At 71.1% G+C, this 23,294-nt stretch carries 22 protein-coding genes, 5 tRNA genes and 1 pseudogene; 20 read left to right on the plus strand and 8 right to left on the minus strand.

Annotated features, from left to right (window positions below; translation table 11 throughout):
• A partial coding sequence (locus tag AOK23_RS08910) for a sensor histidine kinase (protein ID WP_055712210.1) occupies nt 1–3,392 on the minus strand: 3,392 nt, incomplete at its 3' end.
• Between the two features lie 603 nt (nt 3,393–3,995).
• Between AOK23_RS08910 and AOK23_RS08915 the strand changes: the two genes are divergently transcribed.
• The 9 genes from AOK23_RS08915 (at nt 3,996) to AOK23_RS08955 (ending at nt 8,101) form a co-directional block, all read left to right on the plus strand.
• Entirely contained in the window at nt 3,996–4,175 is a 180-nt protein-coding gene (locus tag AOK23_RS08915) for a hypothetical protein (RefSeq protein WP_055512526.1), read from the plus strand.
• A 239-nt stretch (nt 4,176–4,414) separates the two neighbouring features.
• Nucleotides 4,415–5,209: a fumarylacetoacetate hydrolase family protein gene (locus tag AOK23_RS08920; RefSeq protein ID WP_055712211.1), complete on the plus strand. Its 795-nt coding sequence runs from the start codon at nt 4,415–4,417 to the stop codon at nt 5,207–5,209.
• Nucleotides 5,202–6,677 carry a glutamate--tRNA ligase gene (gene gltX / locus AOK23_RS08925; protein WP_079049378.1) on the plus strand — a complete coding sequence of 492 codons (1,476 nt, stop codon included), beginning with the start codon at nt 5,202–5,204 and terminating at the stop codon, nt 6,675–6,677. The genes AOK23_RS08920 and gltX overlap by 8 nt, the downstream gene beginning before the upstream one ends.
• Before the next feature lie 93 nt (nt 6,678–6,770).
• Nucleotides 6,771–7,499, plus strand: coding sequence for an HAD family hydrolase (locus tag AOK23_RS08930; protein WP_055712213.1), 729 nt, complete (start codon nt 6,771–6,773; stop codon nt 7,497–7,499).
• A 90-nt stretch (nt 7,500–7,589) separates the two neighbouring features.
• Nucleotides 7,590–7,661, plus strand: a tRNA-Gln gene (locus tag AOK23_RS08935).
• A gap of 39 nt (nt 7,662–7,700) precedes the next feature.
• Nucleotides 7,701–7,773 (plus strand) — tRNA-Glu (locus tag AOK23_RS08940).
• Between the two features lie 62 nt (nt 7,774–7,835).
• Nucleotides 7,836–7,908: transfer RNA gene (locus AOK23_RS08945), tRNA-Glu, on the plus strand.
• A gap of 20 nt (nt 7,909–7,928) precedes the next feature.
• Nucleotides 7,929–8,000: transfer RNA gene (locus AOK23_RS08950), tRNA-Gln, on the plus strand.
• 28 nt (nt 8,001–8,028) lie between these two features.
• Nucleotides 8,029–8,101 (plus strand) — tRNA-Glu (locus AOK23_RS08955).
• A gap of 100 nt (nt 8,102–8,201) precedes the next feature.
• Here AOK23_RS08955 and AOK23_RS08960 read toward each other — a convergent pair.
• A complete protein-coding gene (locus AOK23_RS08960; protein ID WP_055712214.1) occupies nt 8,202–8,846 on the minus strand; it encodes a MerR family transcriptional regulator in 645 nt (214 codons plus the stop codon).
• Between the two features lie 81 nt (nt 8,847–8,927).
• On the opposite strand from AOK23_RS08960, the gene AOK23_RS08965 reads away from it, so the two are divergent.
• Nucleotides 8,928–9,434 (plus strand): DUF4188 domain-containing protein, encoded by a 507-nt coding sequence (locus AOK23_RS08965; RefSeq protein WP_055712215.1) that lies wholly within the window; start codon nt 8,928–8,930, stop codon nt 9,432–9,434.
• A 110-nt stretch (nt 9,435–9,544) separates the two neighbouring features.
• Here AOK23_RS08965 and ndgR read toward each other — a convergent pair whose 3' ends face one another.
• A complete protein-coding gene (gene ndgR / locus AOK23_RS08970; protein WP_009320373.1) occupies nt 9,545–10,261 on the minus strand; it encodes an IclR family transcriptional regulator NdgR in 717 nt (238 codons plus the stop codon).
• Between the two features lie 198 nt (nt 10,262–10,459).
• On the opposite strand from ndgR, the gene leuC reads away from it, so the two are divergent.
• From leuC to AOK23_RS08990, 4 genes are all read left to right on the plus strand, one after another.
• Entirely contained in the window at nt 10,460–11,884 is a 1,425-nt protein-coding gene (gene leuC / locus AOK23_RS08975; protein WP_055712216.1) for a 3-isopropylmalate dehydratase large subunit, read from the plus strand.
• A 5-nt stretch (nt 11,885–11,889) separates the two neighbouring features.
• A complete protein-coding gene (gene leuD, locus AOK23_RS08980) occupies nt 11,890–12,483 on the plus strand; it encodes a 3-isopropylmalate dehydratase small subunit (RefSeq protein WP_055712217.1) in 594 nt (197 codons plus the stop codon).
• 287 nt (nt 12,484–12,770) lie between these two features.
• Complete coding sequence (locus AOK23_RS08985) at nt 12,771–13,001, plus strand: SCO5555 family protein (protein ID WP_055512544.1); 231 nt, start codon at nt 12,771–12,773, stop codon at nt 12,999–13,001.
• A 137-nt stretch (nt 13,002–13,138) separates the two neighbouring features.
• Nucleotides 13,139–13,789 carry an HU family DNA-binding protein gene (locus AOK23_RS08990; protein WP_055712218.1) on the plus strand — a complete coding sequence of 217 codons (651 nt, stop codon included), beginning with the start codon at nt 13,139–13,141 and terminating at the stop codon, nt 13,787–13,789.
• A gap of 138 nt (nt 13,790–13,927) precedes the next feature.
• On the opposite strand, the gene AOK23_RS08995 is transcribed toward AOK23_RS08990, so the two are convergent.
• Nucleotides 13,928–14,131, minus strand: coding sequence for a hypothetical protein (locus tag AOK23_RS08995; RefSeq protein ID WP_055512549.1), 204 nt, complete (start codon nt 14,129–14,131; stop codon nt 13,928–13,930).
• 9 nt (nt 14,132–14,140) lie between these two features.
• Nucleotides 14,141–14,791, minus strand: a complete 651-nt coding sequence (gene cofC / locus AOK23_RS09000; protein WP_055712219.1) for a 2-phospho-L-lactate guanylyltransferase — start codon at nt 14,789–14,791, stop codon at nt 14,141–14,143.
• 161 nt (nt 14,792–14,952) lie between these two features.
• Between cofC and AOK23_RS09005 the strand changes: the two genes are divergently transcribed.
• From AOK23_RS09005 to AOK23_RS09015, 3 genes are read left to right on the plus strand one after another with little or no spacing between them, the layout of a single operon-like run.
• The gene (locus tag AOK23_RS09005) at nt 14,953–15,765 is read left to right on the plus strand and encodes a lysophospholipid acyltransferase family protein (protein WP_055712220.1); all 813 of its coding nucleotides are present in this window, start codon (nt 14,953–14,955) and stop codon (nt 15,763–15,765) included.
• The gene (locus tag AOK23_RS09010; protein ID WP_055712221.1) at nt 15,762–16,772 is read left to right on the plus strand and encodes an NAD(P)H-dependent glycerol-3-phosphate dehydrogenase; all 1,011 of its coding nucleotides are present in this window, start codon (nt 15,762–15,764) and stop codon (nt 16,770–16,772) included. The genes AOK23_RS09005 and AOK23_RS09010 overlap by 4 nt, the downstream gene beginning before the upstream one ends.
• Nucleotides 16,773–16,831: 59 nt before the next feature.
• Nucleotides 16,832–17,989, plus strand: a complete 1,158-nt coding sequence (locus tag AOK23_RS09015) for a D-alanine--D-alanine ligase family protein (protein WP_055712222.1) — start codon at nt 16,832–16,834, stop codon at nt 17,987–17,989.
• Between the two features lie 128 nt (nt 17,990–18,117).
• On the opposite strand, the pseudogene AOK23_RS44720 reads toward AOK23_RS09015, so the two are convergent.
• Nucleotides 18,118–18,333, minus strand: a pseudogene (locus AOK23_RS44720) (hypothetical protein); the annotation flags it as partial.
• A gap of 22 nt (nt 18,334–18,355) precedes the next feature.
• On the minus strand, nt 18,356–18,589 hold the full coding sequence (locus AOK23_RS09020) for an Lrp/AsnC family transcriptional regulator (protein ID WP_055512560.1): 234 nt from the start codon (nt 18,587–18,589) through the stop codon (nt 18,356–18,358).
• Nucleotides 18,590–18,807: 218 nt separating this feature from the next.
• Here AOK23_RS09020 and AOK23_RS09025 point away from each other — a divergent pair, with 218 nt between their 5' ends.
• Both AOK23_RS09025 and thiD read left to right on the plus strand, forming a co-directional pair.
• The gene (locus AOK23_RS09025) at nt 18,808–19,773 is read left to right on the plus strand and encodes a thiamine-phosphate kinase (RefSeq protein ID WP_055541931.1); all 966 of its coding nucleotides are present in this window, start codon (nt 18,808–18,810) and stop codon (nt 19,771–19,773) included.
• On the plus strand, nt 19,770–20,588 hold the full coding sequence (gene thiD / locus AOK23_RS09030) for a bifunctional hydroxymethylpyrimidine kinase/phosphomethylpyrimidine kinase (RefSeq protein WP_055712223.1): 819 nt from the start codon (nt 19,770–19,772) through the stop codon (nt 20,586–20,588). The genes AOK23_RS09025 and thiD overlap by 4 nt, the downstream gene beginning before the upstream one ends.
• A 265-nt stretch (nt 20,589–20,853) precedes the next feature.
• Here thiD and rpmB read toward each other — a convergent pair whose 3' ends face one another.
• Nucleotides 20,854–21,039 carry a 50S ribosomal protein L28 gene (gene rpmB / locus AOK23_RS09035; RefSeq protein ID WP_003993230.1) on the minus strand — a complete coding sequence of 62 codons (186 nt, stop codon included), beginning with the start codon at nt 21,037–21,039 and terminating at the stop codon, nt 20,854–20,856.
• A gap of 299 nt (nt 21,040–21,338) precedes the next feature.
• Here rpmB and AOK23_RS09040 point away from each other — a divergent pair, with 299 nt between their 5' ends.
• Nucleotides 21,339–23,111, plus strand: a complete 1,773-nt coding sequence (locus tag AOK23_RS09040) for a DAK2 domain-containing protein (protein ID WP_055712224.1) — start codon at nt 21,339–21,341, stop codon at nt 23,109–23,111.
• The last annotated feature ends 183 nt before the right edge of the window (nt 23,112–23,294 follow it).

A 23,294-nucleotide genomic window follows, 5' to 3' on the forward strand; every position in this document is an offset into this window, starting at 1 on the left:
CCCCGATGCCCCAGCAGCGCCTCCGGCTCCTGGCGCGCGGGGCGCTGCTGGGGCATCGGGGGACGCTGCGGCTGGCGGGGCCCGCCGAAGTTCTCGCCGTTGACCTGCGGACGCTCGAACTGACCGGTGTCCTGCGGGTTCTGCCGACCGGACGGGTCGTACTGCCCGGGGCCCTGGCCGTTCTGCCGTCCGAGGACGCCGAACTGGCCGGTGTCCTGGCCGTTCGCCCGGTCCGGGGCGCCGTACTGGCCGTTGTTCTGCGGGTTCGGGCGGCCGGGGACGGGGAACTGGCCCGTGCCGGAGCCGTCGTAGCCCGCCGTGGCGAACCGGCCGGTGGACGAGGGGTCCTCGGCGCCGCCGCGGGACGGACCGCCCGACGCCGGCGGGGCGCCGGCCCCGCCGAACACGTCGGGGCGCACGAAGGATCCGGTGCCGTTCTGCCCGGCGGCCGGGGCGTCGTAGTCGGGGCGCGAGAACTGCGAGGTCGAGGCCGGACCCTGATTCGGGTCGACCCGCGGCATCGGCGCCGTCACGTCCGGCTGCTCGTCGTGGCCGCGCGGGGCGTCCAGCGAGGCGCGCGGCGCCGGCGGCTGGGCGTTCTCGTCGCTCCAGCTCGGCGTGCGCGGGGCGTTGCCGCCGGGCAGCTCGGCGCGCGGGCCACCACGGCCGGGCAGCTGCGGCCGACGCCTGCCGGAACGCTCCTTGCCCTGCTTCGGGGGCACGGCACCGGGACCGCTGTCACCGGCGCCGCCCTGACGCGGGGCACCGCCGTCACCGAAGCTGCCGCCCGGACGCAGACCCGAGCCGCCGCCGGCGAAGCCGCCCTGGCGACCGGAGTCGTTGAAGTTCTCGAAGTTCCTGGTGTCGGGACCACTGGTCCCGGCGGCCTGGAGGCCCTGCGGGGCACCCGGCGCCTGACCGCCGCCGAACGCACCGGCACCGGCACCCGCCGGAGCCGGCCGGCCGCCCTGCGGAGGCATCGGCGGACCGCCCTGCGGCCCACGCTGACCACCGGGGTTGCCCGGACCGCTGGGGTTGCCGGGCAGTGCCGCGCGCGGACCCTGACCGGCGCCGACCTGGCCGCGCTGCGGGGCGCCGCCGAGCAGTCCGCCCCCGGAGGGGCCACCGCCGAGCTGCGGACCCGACTGGCCGGCCTGGCGACGCGCGGCGGCGGCACCGGCCGCGGCCTGCGCGGCGGCGGGGCCACCGGTGGAGGGGGCACCCTGGCCGGGCTTGCCGGGGGCCGGCTTCTTGTTGCCCTGCGCGACGTCCACGGGAAGCATGACCAGCGCGGTCGTGCCGCCCGAGTCGGACGGACGGAGCTGGATGCGTATGCCGTGGCGCTGCGACAGACGACCGACCACGAACAGACCCATGCGGCGGGAGACCGACACGTCCACGGTGGGCGGCGAGGCGAGGCGCTCGTTGATCGCCGCGAGGTCCTCGGGGGAGAGGCCGATACCGGTGTCGTGGATCTCGATCAGCACCCGCCCGTCGGGCAGCGCGTGACCGGTGACCTTGACCTTGGTCTGCGGCGAGGAGAAGGAGGTCGCGTTCTCGAGCAGCTCGGCGAGGAGGTGCACGAGGTCGTTGACCACGCGGCCGGCCACTTCGGTGGTCGGCACGGCGGCCAGCTCGATGCGCTCGTACTGCTCCACCTCGGAGGCGGCGGCGCGGAGCACGTCGACCAGCGGGACCGGGCGGGTCCACCGGCGGCCGGGCTCCTCACCGGCGAGGACGAGGAGGTTCTCACCGTTACGGCGCATGCGGGTGGCGAGGTGGTCGAGCTTGAACAGCGAGGACAGCTGGTCCGGGTCGGCCTCGCGGGACTCCAGTTCGGAGATGAGCGAGAGCTGGCGCTGGATGAGGCCCTGGGAGCGACGCGAGAGGTTGGTGAACATCGCGTTGACGTTGCCCCGGAGGAGGGCCTGCTCGGCGGCGAGGCGGACCGCCTCGCGGTGCACGTCGTCGAAGGCCGCGGCCACCTGGCCGATCTCGTCCCGCGAGTGCACACCGACGGACTCGACGGAGGTGTCGACGTCCTGCGGGTCCGACTCCGACAGCTGCTTGACCAGCTCGGGCAGGCGGTCCTGGGCGACCTTGGTCGCCGTGTCCTGCAGCCTGCGCAGCGAGCGGATCATGGAGCGGGCCACGACGAACGCGCCGACCAGGGAGACACCGAGGACGAGCAGGATGAGCGCACCGGAGATGATCGCCTCTTGCTCGGCGTCCGCACGGAGCGCGCGAGCGGTCTGCTCCATCTCCTCGAGGAGCGAGCCCTCGATCTTCTCCATACGCTCGATCTTGGTCCCGGAGTCGTCGGTCCAGTCCTTGTACGAGCGCTTGTCCTGGCCGCGCAGACCGCCCGCGCTGGCGAGCACCCGGTCCGCGTAGAGGTCGGAGGCCTCGATGGTGGGGCTGGCGTCGTCGATCGGCTTGGTGAGCACCTCGGCGCCGTCGCCGTAGATGTCGGCGAAGGCGGTGCGGTCGGACTCCTCGTTCGCCAGCGCCGAGCTGGCGTAGAGGCGGTCGTTCTCGGAGAGGGTGCCGAACGTGTCCTTGTTCTCCGGCAGGGCCGCGGCGATGACCGCGCGCTGCACGGACGCGTACTCCTTGGCCGAGGAGAACGCGGCCAGGGCGCGGGTGCGCTTGATCATGTCCGGGTTGCTGGTGGCCTCCGCCATGTCCTGGGAGAGTTCCAGCAGCTGGATGATCAGACGGTGGTAGGCCTCGACCGTCTGCGTGGAGTTCTTCGGGTCGGCGTAGGCCTTGTTGCGGACGCTGTTGAGGTTGTTCAGCTCACGCACGACGCGCACGAGGCTGTCGCGGACACCGGGGAGGTTCTGGGCGGTGCTCGAGCTGTCGGCCTCCTGGGTCGCGTCGGCGAACTGGACGCGGGCCTGGTCCGTCTTCTGGCGGGCGCCCTTGACCGTGAAGTCGCTGGCGTCGAGACCCCGCGCGAGGGGACCGGCGGAGAGGTCGCGCTCGTTCTGCAGCGCGTCGGCGAGCTCGGTCGCCTGCTTGGTCATGTCGGTCAGCAGCCGCATGTTGTCGAGCTGCTGGATGTCGTCCACGTTGTCGCCGATGCGCAGTGCGCCCAGCGAGGTCGCCGCCACCACGGGGAGGGCGAGCAGCGAGACGAGACGAGTGGAGATGCGCCAGTTGCGCAGGGCTACTCGTGATCCGGGACCGGTCACACCGGCCGTGTCGCCCTTGGGCTTGCCGGGCGCGGGAGGAGCGGACGCGCCGGTGCGCCCGGAGCGCTCACCGCCGTCGCCGATCTCCGCCGGACCCGGGTTCTGGGCGTGCTGGGGGGAGGAACCGTTACCGGTTCCGTTGTGTGGCTCCGGCTCCGCCGAAGCGCTGCCATCCCTCTTGAAACGTCCCTGCACTAGCGTCGCAACCTCTGGACCAGGCGCCCCGCCGAATGAACGGCGGGACGGTGTCGGCGTCTTGGGGGCGCCCTGAATTACGTCCCCTGTTTGTGGTCGTGAGTGACCGGCGCTGGCTCCCCCTTCCGCCGCCGCCCGGCGCTGCTTTGCGCCCCTGCGCGCCGGCACGATCCTGCGGCGGTCCGTGGAATTCCAGCACAGTGCCGGATCTGCAACAAGGCCAACGGATAACGGTCTGTTCACAGTGACAGCGCGTGAGGGGCGAGTCACCGGATGTGGAGGTCGATTCACAGCAAAGCGGGCAAACACCCGCGATACGGGGGTGCGCAGGGGGTGTCCCAGTCGCCATGATCAGGAGCGGAATGCCTGATTCAGTTGGCTGATGTCCGGTTTGTCAGGGTGGGGGGAGAATCCGGATTGCCCGATTTGCCCATGAGTAGGTGAGCAAACTCACACGGTGATCATGCCTTCTTCACGCCCTGGCCCGGGAATCGGATGTTTAGCCTGACGCTTTACAGGGATGGCGAATCCGACAACCCGCGCCAGTGGGGCGGCCCTTGCGGCCCGGCCCGGCGCCCGCTCACGACGAGGTCTTGGACAACAGTGAAGACGACGATGATGTTCCGCACGATAGCCAACCCCCGGCGCACCACGCTGGCCCACCTCGCCGACGCCGAGGACCTGCGCACGCCGGAGCAGGAGCACTCCGTCGACCTCCCCTCCCAGACCGCGAACCCCCGTCGTACGGTCCTGATGAACGTGCCCGCCCAGTCCGCTGAGTAGTTGCACGCTCAAGTACGCGCGGAATCCGCCATGTGCTCAAGACGGATCCCGTGAACACGTGAAAGAGGAAGACCGGTCCGTCAGGTACGCGGACAAAGGGCGCCCGGCACCACGACCAGGGCGCCCTTTCCCATGAGTACGGCCGACCGCGCCCGTTAATGCGCGAGGCGGGCCCCCCTTGCCGCGTTAGCCTGGAGCGTCAGACTCCAGCCAGCTCAGTTAAGGGGCACGAGGATCCCGTGCGCATCGCCAGGTTCTCCATCGACGGGAACGTAGCCTTCGGAGCGGTCGAGGGCGACAAGCCGGACGAGCTCGTCCTCGACATCATCAAGGGCATCCCGTTCACGGACTTCGAGCTCTCCGGCACGAAGGTCCCGCTGGCCCCTCGTGACGCCAAGACACGGGTCAGGCTGCTGCCGCCGGTGCTCCCCAACAAGGTCGTGGCCTTCGGCCGCAACTACGCCGAACACGCCCGGGAACTCGGCAACGAGGTCCCCGACGCCCCGTTCGCCTTCTTCAAGCCGGCCACCTCGGTGATCGGCTCCGGCGACGAGATCCAGTACCCGTCCTTCTCGCAGGAACTCCACCACGAGGCCGAGCTCGCCGTGGTCATCGGCCGGATGTGCCGCGAGGTCCCGCGTGAACGCGTCAAGGACGTGATCTTCGGCTACACCTGCGCCAACGACATCACCGCCCGGGACGTCCAGCGGCGCGAGAAGCAGTGGGCCCGGGCCAAGGGCTTCGACACGTCCTGCCCGCTCGGCCCCTGGGTCGAGACCGAACTGGACCCCTCGGACCTGACCATCCAGCTCACGGTCAACGGCGATCAGCGCCAGCTCGGCCGCACGAGCGAGATGATCCACTCCATCGAGGACCTGATCGTCAACATCACCGAGGCCATGACGCTGCTCCCGGGCGACGTCATCCTCACGGGCACCCCGGCAGGGGTCGGCCCCCTCAACGTCGGCGACGAGGTCGCCGTCACCATCGAAGGCATCGGCACTCTCACCAACAAGGTGATCAAGCGTGGCTAACGGCTCCGTCCGCGTACGTTTCTGTCCGTCCCCGACCGGCAACCCCCATGTGGGTCTGGTCCGCACGGCCCTCTTCAACTGGGCGTACGCCCGCCACACCGGCGGCACGTTCGTCTTCCGCATCGAGGACACCGACGCGGCCCGCGACTCCGAGGAGTCCTACGAGCAGCTCCTGGACTCGCTGCGCTGGCTGGGCTTCACCTGGGACGAGGGCCCCGAGGTCGGCGGCCCGCACGCGCCGTACCGCCAGTCGCAGCGCATGGAGACGTACACGGAGATCGCCAGGAAGCTCCAGGACGCCGGTCACGCCTACTACTGCTACTGCACCGCCTCCGAGCTGGAGGAGCGCCGTGACGCCGCCCGCGCCGCGGGCCGGCCCTCCGGCTACGACGGCAAGTGCCGCGAGGTCACGCCCGAGCAGAAGGCCCAGTACGAGGCGGAGGGCCGTGAGCCGATCGTCCGCTTCCGGATGCCCGACGAGACGATCACCTTCACCGACCTGGTCCGCGGCGAGCTGACCTTCACTCCGGAGAACGTTCCGGACTACGGCATCGTCCGCGCGAACGGCGCCCCGCTGTACACGCTGGTCAACCCGGTCGACGACGCCCTGATGGAGATCACCCACGTCCTGCGCGGCGAGGACCTGCTCTCCTCGACGCCGCGTCAGATCGCGCTCTACAAGGCGCTGATCGACCTGGGCGTCGCCAAGGAGATCCCGTCCTTCGGTCACCTGCCGTACGTGATGGGCGAGGGCAACAAGAAGCTCTCCAAGCGCGACCCGCAGTCCAGCCTGAACCTCTACCGGGAGCGCGGCTTCCTCCCCGAGGGCCTGCTGAACTACCTCTCCCTCCTCGGCTGGTCGCTCTCCGCGGACAAGGACATCTTCACGATCGAGGAGATGGTCGCCGCCTTCGACGTCGCCGACGTGAACCCCAACCCGGCCCGCTTCGACCTGAAGAAGGCCGAGGCGATCAACGCGGACCACATCCGCATGCTGAGCGTGACGGACTTCACCGAGCGCTGCGCCCCCTGGCTGAAGGCCCCCTTCGCCCCCTGGGCCCCGGAGGACTTCGACGAGGCCAAGTGGCAGGCCGTCGCCCCGCACGCGCAGACCCGGCTGAAGGTCCTCTCGGAGATCACCGACAACGTCGACTTCCTGTTCCTGCCGGAGCCGGTCGAGGACGAGGCGTCCTGGACGAAGGCGATGAAGGAGGGCTCCGACGCGCTGCTGCGCACCGCGAAGGAGAAGCTGGAGTCCGCCGACTGGACCTCGGCGGAGTCCCTCAAGGAGGCCGTCCTGGCCGCCGGCGAGGCCCACGGTCTCAAGCTCGGCAAGGCCCAGGCCCCCGTCCGCGTGGCCGTCACCGGTCGCACGGTCGGCCTGCCCCTCTTCGAGTCCCTGGAGATCCTGGGCAAGGAGAAGACCCTGGCCCGCATCGACGCGGCCCTGGCCAAGCTGGCCGCGTAACGCCCGTACGCAAGGGGCGGCACCCGGAGTTCCGGGTGCCGCCCCTTCGTCATCCGCCGGACAGGACGGCCGGCCTCGGGCTACCGTCTGACCATGAACATCAAGGCCGTGGTCTGGGACGTCGACGACACTCTCTTCGACTACACCACGGCCGACCGCACCGGAATGCGGGCGCATCTGGCGGCCGAGGGGCTGCGCCGCTACGGCTCCGTCGAGGAGGCCCTCGACCGCTGGCGCGAACTCACGAGCCTGCACTGGCGGCGGTACGCGGCGGGTCAGGGCGACTGGGAGGCGACCCGGCGCGACCGGGTGCGCGACTTCCACGGCCGACCGCTGACCGACGCCGAGGCCGACGCCTGGTTCGAGCGCTACATCGTCCACTACGAGCGGGCCTGGGCGCTCTTCCCGGACGTCCTGCCCGTCCTGGACGTGCTCGCCCCGACCCACCGGCACGCGGTGCTGTCCAACTCCAGCCTCCCCGTGCAGGAGCGCAAGCTGCGCGCCCTCGGGGTGTGGGACCGCTTCGAGACGGTCCTGTGCGCCGAGCAGCTCGGCGTCCACAAGCCGGCCGCCGAGGCCTTCCACGCCGCGTGCGAGTCCCTGGACCTGCCCCCGGGCGAGGTCGCGTACGTCGGCGACCACCCGGAGATCGACGGACAGGGCGCCGCGGAGGCGGGCCTGCTGTCGGTCTGGATCGATCGCGGCGGCCTCTACGCGACCGTCGACCCGCCGGTCGGACCGCACCGCATCGCCACCCTCGCCGAACTCCCCGCGATCCTCGGCTCCGATACTCGTTTTGGAGCGCCGTCCACCTTCGGGTAATGTTCTTCCTGCGCCGCCGGGGAGCGGGCCGAAAGGCCGGAACCGGAAGCGCAAACTAGAACAAGATCCCCGCAGGGGCTTGCGTTCCAGTGGCCTATGGTGTAATTGGCAGCACGACTGATTCTGGTTCAGTTAGTCTTGGTTCGAGTCCAGGTAGGCCAGCTCGCAGAGCTTATCTGCGCCAGCGGATCACATCCGCAAGCCCCCGTTGTGTAGCGGCCTAGCACGCTGCCCTCTCAAGGCAGTAGCGCCGGTTCGAATCCGGTCGGGGGTACAGATCCTTCCCGCGAGGAGAGTTCGGGTCGCACCCTCTCACCTCGATGCAGGATCGCTAGGGCCCCCGTTGTGTAGCGGCCTAGCACGCCGCCCTCTCAAGGCGGTAGCGCCGGTTCGAATCCGGTCGGGGGTACTGTCTGGTCTAAACCACATTGGTCTATGGTGTAATTGGCAGCACGACTGATTCTGGTTCAGTTAGTCTTGGTTCGAGTCCAGGTAGACCAGCTCGGACCTGCGGAAACGCAGGCTCCACGCCCCCGTTGTGTAGCGGCCTAGCACGCCGCCCTCTCAAGGCGGTAGCGCCGGTTCGAATCCGGTCGGGGGTACATCACAGAAGGCCCTTCGCTTCGGCGGAGGGCCTTCGTCGTGCGCGTGTCCGGAGCGGTGAAGCCGACAGGACGTACCCTCCGCCCGCCGGCGCCCCGCTCACCCGAGGCCGTACCGCCGGGCCGACTCCTCCTCCTGGGCCAGCCGGTGCAGCGCCCGCAGTACCGGCTCGAACAGCACCGCCGAGGACACCGCCGACTCGACCATCTCCGTGTCGGACTCGTACGTCTCCATGCGGTCCAGGTCCCGTGCCGCCGCCTGACGCATCAACTCGGCGTACGGGGCCATGGTTTCGGCGTCGCACGGATACCCCAGCCGGATCTGCGTGGCCACCAGAGCCACCAGGGAACGGTGTACGGGGGAGAGCGCCCCGATCTCCCGTGCCGCGTCCCAGCCCAGCGTCCGCAGCAACCGGTCCACCTCCGCCGTCGCGGCGATCGTGGCCGGGTCCTCCTCGTCCGGGTCGGGGGCCTGGGGGAGCGCCCACAGCGCCGCGCCGAGGCGGATGGTGCGGCCCAGCGACTCGTCGTCCACGTGCTTGAGCACCTCCCTGGCGCTCGCCACCGGCACCCGTCCCACCTGGATCAACGCCCGTACCAGCCGCAGTCGGCGCAGATGCGTCTCGTCGTACTCCGCCGTCGTCGCGTTCAGCTGGCGGCCCGGCGCCAACAGCCCTTCGCGCAGGTAGTACTTGATCGTCGCGGTGGACACCCCGCTGCGTGCGCTCAACTCCGACAGCCGCATCTCTCTTGCGCCCCTCCTTGGGAAGTGCCACTATCCAAGCATGAGCGGTCGGATAGTGCCGCTCACCAACGAGGGGGAGTCATGTCGGGAAAGACGGTCGTCACCGGACGGACCACCGCTGCCGCCGAGGGCGATGTGGTGGTCCTGCTCATCGGCGTGCGCATCAACCACTTCTGGGCCGTCCACCACTGGATGCCGGTGCTGACCGCGATGCCCCGGATGCTGCGCGAGCTGCGCAAGGACCCGGGCCGGGGGCTGCTGAACGCCGTCCTGCTCACGGCCTCGCCGCGGACGTACTACGTCGTCCAGTACTGGGAGTCCAAGGAGAAGCTCTACGGCTACGCGCACGCGCCCGACGCGTTCCACCGTGTGGCGTGGGCGGCGATGAACCGCAAGGAGCGCAAGGGGAAGGGCCGCGGGCACGTGGGGCTCTGGCACGAGACGTACGTGGTGCCGGAGGGGTCGTACGAGTCGATCTACGCGGACATGCCGGCCTTCGGTCTCGCGGCGGCCACGGGGGTGCTGCCGATCGAGAAGCGGGGCCGGTCCGCGAAGGAGCGGTTCGCCCACCGGCGGGTGGATGCCTGACGAGGGGCGCACCGAGGTCGACCGTCTGCAGGGGCCGGCTGATCGCACGAGAAAAGGCCTGCCGCGGCGTTGAGGCAGGCCTTTTTCTTGGTCGTACGGCGGGGGGAGGGTCAGCCCGAGCGGCGCAGGGCTTCGGAGAGGCGGGCCGCGGCGTCGATCACCGCTTGGGCGTGCATACGGCCGGGGTGGCGGGTCAGGCGCTCGATCGGCCCGGAGACCGAGACCGCGGCGACCACGCGGTTGGAGGGGCCGCGGACCGGGGCCGAGACCGAGGCCACGCCCGGCTCGCGCTCGCCGATCGACTGGGCCCAGCCGCGGCGGCGCACCCCGGACAGGGCGGTCGCGGTGAAACGGGCGCCCTGGAGGCCGCGGTGGAGGCGCTCGGGCTCCTCCCAGGCCATGAGGATCTGCGCCGAGGAGCCGGCCTTCATCGTGAGCGTCGAGCCGACCGGCACCGTGTCCCGCAGGCCGGACAGCCGCTCCGCCGCGGCGACGCAGATGCGCATGTCGCCCTGGCGGCGGTAGAGCTGGGCGCTCTCGCCCGTCACATCCCTGAGATGCGTGAGCACCGGGCCCGCCGTGGCGAGGAGGCGGTCCTCACCGGCGGCCGCGGCCAGCTCGGCCAGCCGCGGGCCGAGGATGAAACGGCCCTGCATGTCCCGTGCCACCATGCGGTGGTGTTCCAGAGCCACGGCCAGGCGGTGGGCCGTGGGCCGTGCGAGTCCGGTGGCCCCGACCAGACCCGCGAGGGTGGCCGGACCGGACTCCAGAGCGCTCAGGACCAGGGCCGCCTTGTCCAGAACGCCGACGCCGCTACTGTTGTCCATGCAACGATACTCGCGTCTCACTCTGTGAAACGCAAGTTCAATTTCACGTGGACCTTGCCACTCTGGAAGCAGAACAACAGCGGCTCGCGGACCGACGAGCCCGGCGGCAGGCGCGTGCGACGAGGGGATGCGCACGCGCTCGCCACCTCCGAGATCTAGTTGGGTCGACGCGCTGAGGCGTCGACCGGAGGGAAAGCGATGGGTAGGACACTCGCGGAGAAGGTCTGGGACGACCACGTCGTCCGGCGCGCCGAGGGCGAGCCCGACCTCCTCTTCATCGACTTGCACCTGCTGCACGAGGTGACCAGCCCCCAGGCCTTCGACGGTCTCCGCAAGAGCGGGCGGAAGGTCCGCCGGCTCGACCTGACCATCGCGACCGAGGACCACAACACCCCCACCCTCGACATCGACAAGCCCATCGCGGACCCCGTCTCCCGCGTTCAGCTGGAGACGCTGCGGAACAACGCCGCCGAGTTCGGTGTGCGGCTGCACCCGCTGGGCGACGTCGAGCAGGGTGTCGTCCACGTCGTGGGCCCGCAGCTGGGTCTGACCCAGCCCGGTATGACGGTCGTCTGCGGCGACTCCCACACCTCCACGCACGGCGCCTTCGGCGGTCTGGCGTTCGGCATCGGCACCTCCCAGGTGGAGCATGTGCTGGCCACCCAGACGCTGCCCATGGCCCGCCCGAAGACCATGGCCATCACGGTCGACGGCGAGCTGCCCGACGGCGTCACCGCCAAGGACCTGATCCTCGCGATCATCGCCAGGATCGGCACGGGCGGCGGCCAGGGCTACGTCCTGGAGTACCGCGGCTCCGCCATCGAGAAGCTCTCGATGGAGGCCCGCATGACCATCTGCAACATGTCGATCGAGGCCGGTGCCCGCGCGGGCATGATCGCCCCCGACCAGACCACGTTCGACTACCTGGAGGGCCGTCCGCACGCCCCCAAGGGCGAGGGCTGGGACGCGGCCGTCGCGTACTGGAAGACCCTCAGGACGGACGACGACGCCGAGTTCGACGCCGAGGTCGTGATCGACGCCGCCGAGCTGTCGCCGTTCGTCACCTGGGGCACCAACCCCGGCCAGGGTGCGCCGCTTTCGGCGGACGTCCCCGATCCGGCTTCGTACGAAGACGCTTCGGAGCGTCTGGCCGCCGAAAAGGCCCTGGAGTACATGGGGTTGGAGGCCGGACAGTCGCTGCGCTCCATCAAGGTGGACACCGTCTTCGTAGGTTCCTGCACCAACGGCCGCATCGAGGACCTGCGCGCCGCCGCCGACCTGATCAGGGGCCGCAAAGTCGCCGACGGCGTACGGATGCTGGTCGTCCCCGGCTCGGCGCGGGTCGGTCTCCAGGCCGTCTCCGAGGGCCTCGACGTCGTCTTCAAGGAGGCCGGCGCCGAGTGGCGGCACGCGGGCTGCTCCATGTGCCTGGGCATGAACCCGGACCAGCTGGCCCCCGGTGAGCGCTCCGCGTCCACCTCCAACCGCAACTTCGAGGGCCGGCAGGGCAAGGGCGGCCGTACGCACCTGGTCTCGCCGCAGGTCGCCGCCGCGACCGCCGTGCTGGGCCACCTGGCCTCGCCCGCCGACCTGTCCGACGCCCTCGCGCCCGCTGGAGTCTGAGAGTCATGGAAGCATTCACCACGCACACCGGCCGGGCCGTCCCGCTGCGCCGCAGCAACGTCGACACCGACCAGATCATCCCCGCCCACTGGCTCAAGAAGGTGACCAGGGACGGCTTCGAGGACGGGCTGTTCGAGGCCTGGCGCAAGGACGAGACCTTCATCCTCAACCAGCCCGAGCGCGCGGGCGCCACGGTCCTGGTCGCCGGCCCCGACTTCGGCACCGGCTCCTCCCGTGAGCACGCGGTGTGGGCGCTGCAGAACTACGGCTTCAAGGCCGTGATCTCCTCCCGGTTCGCCGATATCTTCCGCGGCAACTCGCTCAAGAACGGCCTGCTCACGGTCGTGCTGGAGCAGAAGATCGTGGATTCGCTGTGGGAGCTCACCGAGAAGGACCCCCAGGCCGAGGTGACGGTCGACCTGGAGACCCGACAGGTGCGTGCCGAGGGCATCACTGCCTCCTTCGAGCTGGACGAGAACTCCCGCTGGCGGCTGCTGAACGGGCTGGACGACATCTCCATCACCCTCCAGAACGAGGCCGACATCGCCGCGTACGAGGCCAAGCGACCGTCCTACAAGCCGCGGACGCTGCCCGTCTGATCCGCCGCGCGGACCACCCCCCGGGGAGGCCCGCGCACGACGGATTCCAGCCACCGCCACACCCCTCTGTACCCCCAATCGTGCACGGTTGGGGGTACAGCCATGTTTGGAGTAACGCACCTTGGAAGTGGGGTGCAGAAAGGTTTCAACTCCCCTAGTTACAAAGGCGATTACCGGGGTACGCGCATCATCGTGCGGCATTGGATGGGGGTGCTCGACAGGCCCCCGGGAGACGGCAGTTGCCCCCTGGGCAGGCGACAACTCGCCCCAGATGGCACAATCTGTGCATGGAACACGACGGCCAACTCGAGCTCTATGCGGCGGTCGCGGGCCAACTCAAGGAAGCGCACGCAAGGGTGCGCGCACTGCAAGTCCCGGAGGGCGTACGGATGGCGCTGACCCGGAAGCTGCTGGTCATTACGGCCGTGGCCAAGCACGATCTCGCCGACGCGGCAAGGCGTCTGGAGAGCTTCACAGTGGACCTCGACGAGGGGCGAATGCCCACCGGGGAACGCTGAAGCAACTCCGTGACAGCCGAGTTCGTTGCGGCACAAGGGTGATAAGCCCGTTTCGTGTTTGATTTGCGGTATATATCTGCCTAACGTGCGAAAAGCTTGAACACTTTCGTTCTGGCGATGTCTCCGAAGGGGAAGACGTGAACAAGGCGCAGCTCGTAGAAGCGATTGCGGACAAGCTCGGTGGCCGTCAGCAGGCCGCCGACGCGGTGGACGCCGTCCTGGACGCCATCGTCCGGGCGACGGTCGCGGGTGAGAGGGTCTCGGTCACCGGCTTCGGTTCGTTCGAGAAGGTCGAGCGTCCCGCCCGTTACGCCCGCAACCCGCAGACGGGTGAGCGGGTTCGGGTGAAGAAGACCTCCGTGCCCCGCTTCCGCGCAGGTCAGGGCTTCAAGGACCTGGTGAGCGGCTCCAAGAAGCTGCCCCGCGGCGGCGAGGTCGCCGTCAAGAAGGCCCCGAAGGGCAGCCTGAGCGGTGGCGCCTCGGCGACGGTCAAGAAGGCGGCCGCGAAGAAGACGACGACCGCGAAGAAGGCCGCCACGGCCCGTAAGACGACGCCCGCCAAGAAGACAACGGCGGCGGCGAAGAAGACGACGGCGAAGAAGACCACCGCGAAGAAGACCACGGCGACGAAGTCGACCGCGGCGAAGAAGACCACGGCCGCGAAGTCGACCGCGGCGAAGAAGACCACCGCGGCGAAGGCCCCGGCCAAGAAGGCCACCGCGAAGAAGGCTCCGGCCAAGAAGTCGTCGGCTCGAAAGACCACGGCGAAGAAGACTGCCGCCCGTTAGCAGGGGGGCGCTGGATACTCACACGCGCCGGGCCGGGCTCCTAGTCGGAGCCCGGCCCGCGGCGTTCTCGGGGTAAGGGTTCGTTGAGAATTCCCGGTTCCCCGCTCCCTTTCGGAGGAGCCTCTGACCGGCCCCGCCTCAGAAGGTCTGCAACGTGATCAACGTGACGCGGAGGGCGTCGCCCGTGCCCTCCGTCTCGATGCGGACGCGCTGGCCGGGGCGGAGGAGGCGCAGGCCCCCCGCGTCGAAGGCCGGGGCGTCGAAGGGCACGGGGGTGCCGTCGTCCAGGAGGACCTGGCCCGAGCGGGTGGCGGCGTCGTAGGTGTACGCGGTGGCCTGCATGGACGCAGCCTACTGGCCGGGTATCAGCAGGCGCGCGGCCGCGGCGGCCGTACGGGGGCCCACGCCGAGACAGAGGGCGGCGCGCAGGTCGTCCCCGGTGTCGACGTCCTGGCGTACCGAGTCGACGTCGTCGAGCACGAGCTCCACCGCGCCGGAGCGGCGGTGGCCGAGCCGGGAGCCGGGGCCGAACGCCGGGCGCAGCGCCCGGCCGGGAGCGGCGGCGAGCAGCGTCGTCCCGGTGCCGGCGGCGTCCGCGAGGAACGCCCGCGGGAACGCGGCGGCGGCGCCCAGGACGCGGGCGAGTTCGTCCGGGCGCAGCGCCGGCAGATCGGCGTTCAGTGTGGCCACCGGGGCGTACGGCCGGGCGGCGCGCGCGAGGGCCGCCGCGTGCCGCAGCGCCGCGTTCAGACCGTCCGCCGGATCGGCCGCGGGATCGTCGGGGACGATCCGGGCGCCGAGCGCTGCCAGCTCACGCCCGGCCAGCGGATCGTCCGTGACGACCACCACATCGTGCACCGACGTACAGGCCAGCGCCGCGGCCACCGTGTCCTGCGCGAAGGCGAGGGTCAGGCCGGGGCGCACGCCGTCGTCGGCGGTGTCCGAGAGCCTGCTCTTGGCCCGCGCCAAGGGTTTCAGGGGTACGGCCAGGGTCCATTGCACGGGTGTTCCGTCCCTCTCTTGTCGCCGCCATTGTCACCTGGGGGCAACGGAGGTCCGCAGGGTGGGGCGTACGGTGTTCTCGACAGACCGGCGGTCCGGGGCGACACTTGTGCGGCTCCCCGGGCGAGGAGCCCCCTGGCCCCCTAGAGGAAGGTGTCCGAGTGTCCCGCCGCAGAATCGGCTTCTGGTACCGCTTCGCCGCGGTCCTGTGCAAACCGCCGCTGGTGATTCTGATCAAGCGGGACTGGCGCGGAATGGAGAACATTCCTGCCGACGGCGGATTTATCACCGCGGTGAACCACAATTCGCACGTGGACCCCTTCGCGTACGCGCACTTTCAGTACAACAGCGGCCGCGTTCCGCGATTCCTCGCGAAGAGCGGTCTTTTCAAGAAGGGATTCGTGGGCGCCGCGATGCGCGGCACCGGACAGATCCCCGTCTACCGCGAGACCACGGACGCGCTGAGCGCCTTCCGGGCCGCGATCGACGCCGTGGAGCGCGGTGAGTGCGTCGCCTTCTACCCGGAGGGCACCATCACCCGGGACCCCGACCAGTGGCCCATGACCGGCAAGACCGGCGCCGCGCGGGTCGCCCTCCAGACCAAGTGTCCGGTGATCCCCGTGGCGCAGTGGGGCGCCAACGAGTTGCTGCCGCCGTACGCCAAGAAGCCCCACCTCCTGCCGCGCAAGACGCACCACGTGCTCGCGGGCCCGCCCGTCGACCTCTCCCGCTTCTACGACAAGGAGATGACCCCCGACCTGCTGAAGGACGCCACGGAGGTCATCATGGCCGCCATCACCTCCCTGCTGGAGGAGATCCGCGGCGAGAAGGCGCCCGAGACGCCCTACGACCCGAAGCGGGAGCGCATCGAGCAGCGGCGCCGGACCGCGGCGGCGGTCGAGCACCAGCGGCCCGGTCAGCACAATGGAGCCCTGCGGGAACAGGAACCACAGGAAGAGGGGCAGGGCAAGTGAGCAAGCCGGTCAAGGCGGCCGTGTTCAGCGCCGGTTCATGGGGCACGGCCTTCGGCATGGTGCTCGCCGACGCGGGGTGCGAGGTCACGCTGTGGGCGCGCCGCCCGGAGGTCGCGGACGCCATCAACTCCACCCGGACCAACGTGGACTATTTGCCGGGCCTGGAGCTCCCGCGGAACGTGCGCGCCACCACGGACCCGGCCGAGGCCGCCGTCGGCGCCGACTTCACCGTGCTCTCCGTCCCTTCCCAGACGCTGCGCGCCAACCTCGCCGAATGGGTGCCGCTGCTGGCGCCCGGCACCGTCCTCGTCTCGCTCATGAAGGGCGTCGAACTCGGTTCCGCCATGCGGATGAGCGAGGTCATCGAGGACGTCGCCAAGGTCGGGCAGGACCGGATCGCCGTCGTCACCGGCCCCAATCTGGCACGGGAGATCGCTTCCCGCATGCCGGCCGCCTCCGTGGTCGCCTGCACCGACGAGGCCGTCGCCCAGCGGCTCCAGGCCGCCTGCCACACCCCGTACTTCCGCCCGTACACCAACACCGACGTCGTCGGCTGCGAACTGGGTGGTGCCGTCAAGAACGTCATCGGCCTCGCCGTCGGCATCGCGGACGGCATGGGCCTCGGCGACAACGCCAAGGGGTCGCTCATCACCCGCGGCCTCGCCGAGACCACCCGACTGGGCCTGGCCATGGGCGCCGATCCGCTGACCTTCTCCGGGCTCGCGGGTCTCGGCGACCTGGTCGCGACCTGCTCCTCGCCGCTCTCCCGCAACCACACCTTCGGCACCAACCTCGGCAAGGGCATGACCCTCCAGGAGACCATCGCGGTCACCAAGCAGACCGCCGAGGGCGTCAAGTCCTGTGAGTCCGTGGCGGACTTGGCGCGCCGGCACGGCGTCGACATGCCGCTCACGGAGACGGTCGTCGACATCGTGCACGAGGGCAAGCCGCCCGTGGTCGCCCTCAAGGAGCTGATGTCGCGCTCCGCCAAGTCGGAGCGACGCTGAGCGATACCGGCCCTGCGGGCGCTGACGGCCGCACTACCAACGGGTACTCTCATCGCGATATGAGCACCGAGAACCTCCCCCAGAGCCCTGAGCAGCCGCCCCGCAAGCCGCGCGTGGCCGTCGTCTTCGGCGGCCGCAGCTCGGAACACGGGATCTCCGTGGTCACGGCCGGCGCCGTCCTGCGTGCCATCGACCGGACGAAGTACGACGTCCTGCCGATCGGCATCACCCGGGACGGCCGTTGGGCGCTCACCGCCGACGAGCCGGAGCGCATGGCGATCACCGACCGCCGCACGCCGACCGTCGAGGAACTCGCCGAGTCCCAGGAGGGCGGCGTGGTGCTCCCCGTCGACCCGGCCAACCGCGAGGTCGTCTACAGCGAGCCCGGTTCGGTGCCCAAGGCGCTCGGCGAGGTCGACGTCGTCTTCCCCGTCCTGCACGGCCCGTACGGCGAGGACGGCACCCTCCAGGGTCTGCTGGAGCTGTCCGGCGTCCCGTACGTCGGCTCGGGCGTCCTCGCCTCGGCCGTCGGCCAGGACAAGGAGTACATGAAGCGGGTGTTCACCTCCTTCGGGCTGCGGGTCGGCCCGTACGTGGTGATCCGGCCGCGCGAGTGGCAGCTCGACGAGTCCGCCGCCCGCAAGAAGATCATCGACTTCGCCGGTGAGCACGGCTGGCCGCTCTTCGTGAAGCCTGCCCGCGCGGGCTCCTCCATCGGCATCACCAAGGTCGACGACCTGGCCGGCCTGGACGAGGCGATCGCCGAGGCCCAGAGCCACGACCCGAAGATCCTCGTCGAGGCCGCGCTGCGCGGGCGCGAGATCGAGTGCGGCGTCCTGGAGTTCGAGGACGGCCCCCGCGCCTCCGTGCCCGCCGAGATCCCGCCGCCCGAGACGCACGCGTACTACGACTTCGAGGCCAAGTACATCGACTCGACGCCGGGTATCGTCCCGGCGCCGCTGACGGAGGAGGAGACCGCCGAGGTCCGGCGCCTCGCCGTCGACGCCTTCGAGGCCGCCTCCTGCGAGGGCCTGGTCCGCGCGGACTTCTTCCTCACGGAGGACGGCCACTTCGTCATCAACGAGATCAACACGCTCCCCGGATTCACGCCGATCTCGATGTACCCGGCCATGTGGCAGGCGAGCGGCATCGCGTACCCGGAGCTGGTGGACCGCCTGATCCAGGCGGCACTGCGCAGGCCGACCGGCCTTCGCTGACGCACGCGGCACCCCCAAGGGGGCGATCCCCCAGGGGGTCGCCCCCTTGATCGCGGGTACGCCGTCCAGGGCGGCCGGGGAACACCGCAGCGCAGTATGATCGCCGGGCTGCCCCGGCCCGCCGTCAGCGGCGGGGCGGGCTCGGGGGCCCGGCGGCCGAGACCGTCCACCTTCCGCGGCGACGCCCCGTCCAGGTTCCGGCACAGCTTCGTGACGGTCGAGTCCGGGCCGGGAACCGCCGCTGATCCGCTGTCGTCTGCTGAGGAGCAGCCCGCGACGGCGATCAACGACACGACCGGGACGGGCAGCCCGAGACAACGGAGCGCCGGTGCCGCGAGGAGCACACCGGCCGAGGGCAGACGGGGGCTACAGGTGCACGACCGGGCAGGTCAGCGTGCGGGTGATGCCGTCCACTTGCTGGACTTTGGCGACCACCAGCCGGCCGAGATCATCCACGGTGTCGGCCTGGGCGCGGACGATGACGTCATAGGGACCCGTCACGTCCTCGGCCTGGATGACCCCAGGGATCTTGCTGATCGTGTCGGCGACGGTCGACGCTTTGCCGACCTCCGTCTGGATCAGGATGTACGCCTGTACCACGGAACCTCCAGGGCGGCCACGAGGATCATGTGGGGAAAAGGAACGCCACGGTATCGCGTAGTCGCGCGTCGCGGGGAGACCCGCACATGCCGCGCCGCGCACACCGGGGCGCGGGGAGTGCGGAAGTTGACGGTCGACTCGACCGTACCGAGGGCGAGGACCGCTCGCGACCGGGCGCGAGTGACACTGGAAGCGGCACAAGAAGGGGCGATACGACGATGAAGGGCACCGTGGGAGAGCTGGGGGAGTTCGGGCTCATCAGGGAGCTCACCTCCCGGCTCACCACCACCCCGGCGGTCCGGGTCGGCCCCGGCGACGACGCCGCTGTGGTGGCCGCGCCGGACCGCCGGGTCGTGGCGAGCACCGACCTCCTGCTGGAGGGGCGGCACTTCCGCCGCGACTGGTCCACGGCGTACGACGTCGGGCGCAAGGCGGCCGCCCAGAACCTCGCGGACATCGCTGCCATGGGGGCGGTGCCCACCGCGCTGCTCCTCGGCCTGGTCGCGCCCGTCGACCTCCCGGTGACCTGGGCGACCGAGCTGATGGACGGCCTGCGCGACGAGTGCCAGGTCGCGGGGGCGGCCGTCGTGGGCGGGGACGTCGTCCGCGGCGACACCATCATGATCTCCATCACCGCGCTCGGTGATCTCCGCAATCACGAGCCCGTGACCCGTGGCGGGGCGCAGCCCGGCGATGTGGTGGCCGTCACCGGCTGGCTCGGCTGGTCCGCCGCCGGGCACGCGGTCCTCTCCCGCGGCTTCCGCTCGCCGCGCGCCTTCGTGGAGGCCCATCGGCGCCCCGAGCCGCCGTACCACGCGGGTCCCGCCGCGGCCGACCTGGGCGCGACCGCGATGTGCGACGTGAGCGACGGGCTGATCGCGGACCTGGGGCACATCGCCGAGGCCAGCAGCTGCCGGATCGACATCCGCTCCGGCGCGATCGACATCCCGTCCCAGATGAACGACATCGGGCAGGCCGTCGGCGTCGACCCCATCCAGTGGGTGCTCACCGGCGGCGAGGACCACGCCATCGTGGCCACGTTCCCGCCGGACGTGAAGCTGCCGGCCCGCTGGAAGGTGATCGGCGAGGTCCTCAACCCGTCGGCGCTGCCGCAGGTCACCGTGGACGGGGCGCCCTGGACCAGCAAGGGCGGCTGGGACCACTTCGCGGACATAGAGTCGTGACCGGGTCACCGGGCGCGCCGCCCAGGGTGCTCACGGTCGCCGGCTCCGACTCCGGGGGCGGGGCCGGTATCCAGGCGGACCTGAAGACCATGCTGGCGCTCGGTGTGCACGGCATGAGCGTCGTCACGGCGGTCACCGCGCAGAACTCCCTCGGGGTGCAGGGCGCTTGGGAGCTGCCGGTGGAGGCCGTCCGCGCCCAGTACCGCAGTGTCGTCGACGACATCGGCGTCCAGGCCGTCAAGACCGGCATGCTCGCCTCCGCCGAACTCGTCGAGACCGTCGCCGAGTTGCTCGCCGCCACGGACGCGCCCGTGGTCGTCGACCCGGTCGGCGTCTCCAAGCACGGCGACCCGCTGCTCGCCGCGACGGCCCTGGACTCCGTCCGTGAGCGGCTGCTGCCCACGGCGACCGTCGCCACCCCCAACCTCGACGAGGTCGCCCAACTCACCGGTGTGCGCGTCGAGTCGGAGGCCGGGATGCGCGAGGCCGCGGAGGCCGTGCTGGCGTATGGGCCACGGTGGGTGGTGATCAAGGGCGGGCACCTCTCGGGGGACGCCGTCGACCTGCTCACCGACGGCTCCGAGGAGCACTGGCTGCGGGCGCCGAGGTACGACAACCGGCACACGCACGGCACGGGCTGCACGCTGGCCTCCGCGATCGCCGCATGTCTCGCGCGGGGGCTGACCGTGCCGGAGGCCGTGGCGGCGGCCAAGGAGTACGTCACCGGGGCGATCGCCGCCGGGTTCGCCCTCGGCGGCGGCATCGGGCCTGTGGATCACGGGTGGGCGCTCACGCGGGGTGGTCCGGCCGTCTGAGGGGGGTGGCCGACCCTTCGGTGAGCCCCGGGGGAGAGAGAAGGCTGGAAGGCCGACATCGGCCGGGTCGCGAGCAGCTGACATGCCTGTGGCCCGGCCCCCGCTGGTGCGGCCCGCTGTCGCGTCCGCAAGGGCGGGTCACGCGAGAAGGGCGGGTCACGCGAGAAGGGCGGGTCACGCGAGCGGGCACGGCAAAAAGCCGGCCCACCATGGGTGGACCGGCTCTGTGCAGCGAACCAGCAGGTGGCCGCGCGCTAGCTGAGCGTCAGCGCGAGACCTTGCCGGCCTTGATGCACGAGGTGCAAGCGTTCACGCGCTTCGGCGTCCCGCCCACCACGGTACGCACACGCTGGATGTTCGGGTTCCAGCGGCGGGACGTACGGCGGTGCGAGTGCGAGATGTTGTTGCCGAAGCCCGGCCCCTTGCCGCAGACGTCGCAGTTGGCAGCCACGGGTCACTCCAAAGACTTCAGATGCACTTACGGTTGATCCCGGCATGCCGGGATCACGATCCCGAGACCGGGATCTGAGTGGCGTTGCCAGGGGGAAGGCCCGGTCTGGATCGGTGATCCGGATCGGGCAACCGGAGCAGCATACAACGACTGCGTCCGTACAACGAAACTACCATGGCTGGTCGGGGCCTCGCCCCAGCCCTCTTACCGGCGGTCACGGCTGCGGGTCTACGCTGCGTGCGGCGTGCGGCGTTCCCCCCGGCGCCCGTCCAGCAGCCAAGCAGCTCAAGGAGGCGCAGGTGCCGCAGGTGCCGCAGACATTCTTCGATGCTCTCGCGGTGCGCACCTGGTGCGGCCTCGCGCTGGCCGCCCTGGGGCGGGCCCGTGAGGAGATCGACGCGATCAACGTCTACCCGGTGGCCGACGGCGACACCGGGACCAACCTCTACCTGACGATGGAGTCGGCGGCGGCCGCCGTGGAGGCGGTGTTCACGGGCCACGAGACGGGCACGACGCCCGGCTCGCCCGCCGCCGGGCAGCCCACACTCGCCGAGGCCGCGCGGGCCATGGCGCACGGCGCGCTCATAGGCGCCCGGGGAAACTCCGGGACGATCCTCGCGCAGCTCCTCCGTGGGATGGCCCAGGTGCTCGCGGACGACAGTGAGGCCGCTCACACCGATGGCCAGGGGCTCCGTCTCGCTCTCCGCCACGCCGCCGACTCCGCACGGGAGGCCGTCGCGCACCCCGTGGAGGGCACCGTCCTCACGGTCGCCTCCGCGGCCGCCGACGCGGTGGTGGCCGCGGAGGGCGACTGCGGCACGGTGGCCCGCGCCGCGTACGAGGGCGCCGGTACGGCCCTGCTGGCGACCCCCGGGCAACTGGCGGTGCTGGCCCGCGCGGGCGTCGTGGACGCGGGCGGGCGCGGCCTGGTGGCGGTGCTGGCCGCGCTGGTGGAGACGTTCACGGGGGAGGCCCCGAGGGCGCACGCCTACGCCGCCCCCGTCGCTTCACCCGACCTCCCGACCACGCACACGCGCGTGGCGGGGACCGGCCCCGGCGACCAGGGCGTCGGCGGAGCCGATGCCGCGCGCGATGCGGAGGGCGTCGGGCCGGAGGTGTGCGCCGACGACCGGCCCGGGACCGGTGGGCCCGCCTTCGAGGTGATCTACCTCCTGGAGGCGGACGACGAGGCGGTGGCCCGGTTGCGCGGCAGGCTGGACGGGCTGGGCGACTCGCTCGTCGTGGTCGGCGGGGACGGCCTGTGGAACGTCCATGTGCACGTCGACGACGCGGGTGCGGCCGTGGAGGCGGGGGTCGAGGCCGGGCGGCCGTACCGGATCCGGATCACGCACTTCGGGGCCGAGGACGCGCACGTGGCCGGTGGGGCCGGGCGGCAGCCGCGTGAGCGGGCCCAGCGCGCCGTCGTCGCCGTCGTACCGGGGGAGGGCCTGGCGGGGCTGTACACGGAGGCGGGCGCGACCACGGTGCTGGCCCGCCCCGGGGAGCCGCCCGCCAGCGGGGAACTGGTGGAGGCCGTACGGCGGGCCCACGCGCGCGAGGTGGTGCTCCTGCCCAACGACGCGGATCTGCGCCACACGGCGGCCGCGGCGGCGGAACAGGCCCGCGCCGAGGGCGTACGGGTGGCGCTGATCCCGACCCGGTCGGCCGTCCAGGGCATCGCCGCCCTCGCCGTGCACGAGCCCGGCCGCCGCTTCGACGAGGACGTCGTCTCCATGACCTCCGCGGCGGGCGCCACGCGCTACGCCGAGGTCGTCATCGCCGAGCGCCAGTCCTGGACCATGGCCGGTATCTGCCAGGCCGGCGACGTCCTCGGCCTCATCGACGGAGACGTGGCCGTCATCGGCGACGACGTCACCGCGACCGCCACCAGGGTGGTGGACCGCATGCTCGCCGCCGGCGGCGAAATGGTCACCCTGGTCCTCGGCGACGAGGCCCCCACCGACATCGCCGACCACGTGGAAACCCGACTCCGCGAGTCCCACCTGGGCGTGGACACGGTGGTCTACAGGGGCGGCCACCAGGGCACGCTCCTGCTGATCGGCGTCGAGTAGCTCCGGCGGGCCGCAGTCTGAAGGACGGCGGGAACCGCCCGTCCTTCAGGGGTGCGGGAACTGCGCGAGAAACCACGAACCCACCCGCAGTCGCCCCCTCACACGCACCCCCGAGCCATAAGGCGCCGACGCGGGGTCGAAGGGGCGGCAGCCCCTGGGGACGGGACGGGTAGGGGCGGCGGG

This window comes from Streptomyces torulosus (assembly GCF_001419765.1).
GTDB lineage: Bacteria > Actinomycetota > Actinomycetes > Streptomycetales > Streptomycetaceae > Streptomyces > Streptomyces torulosus.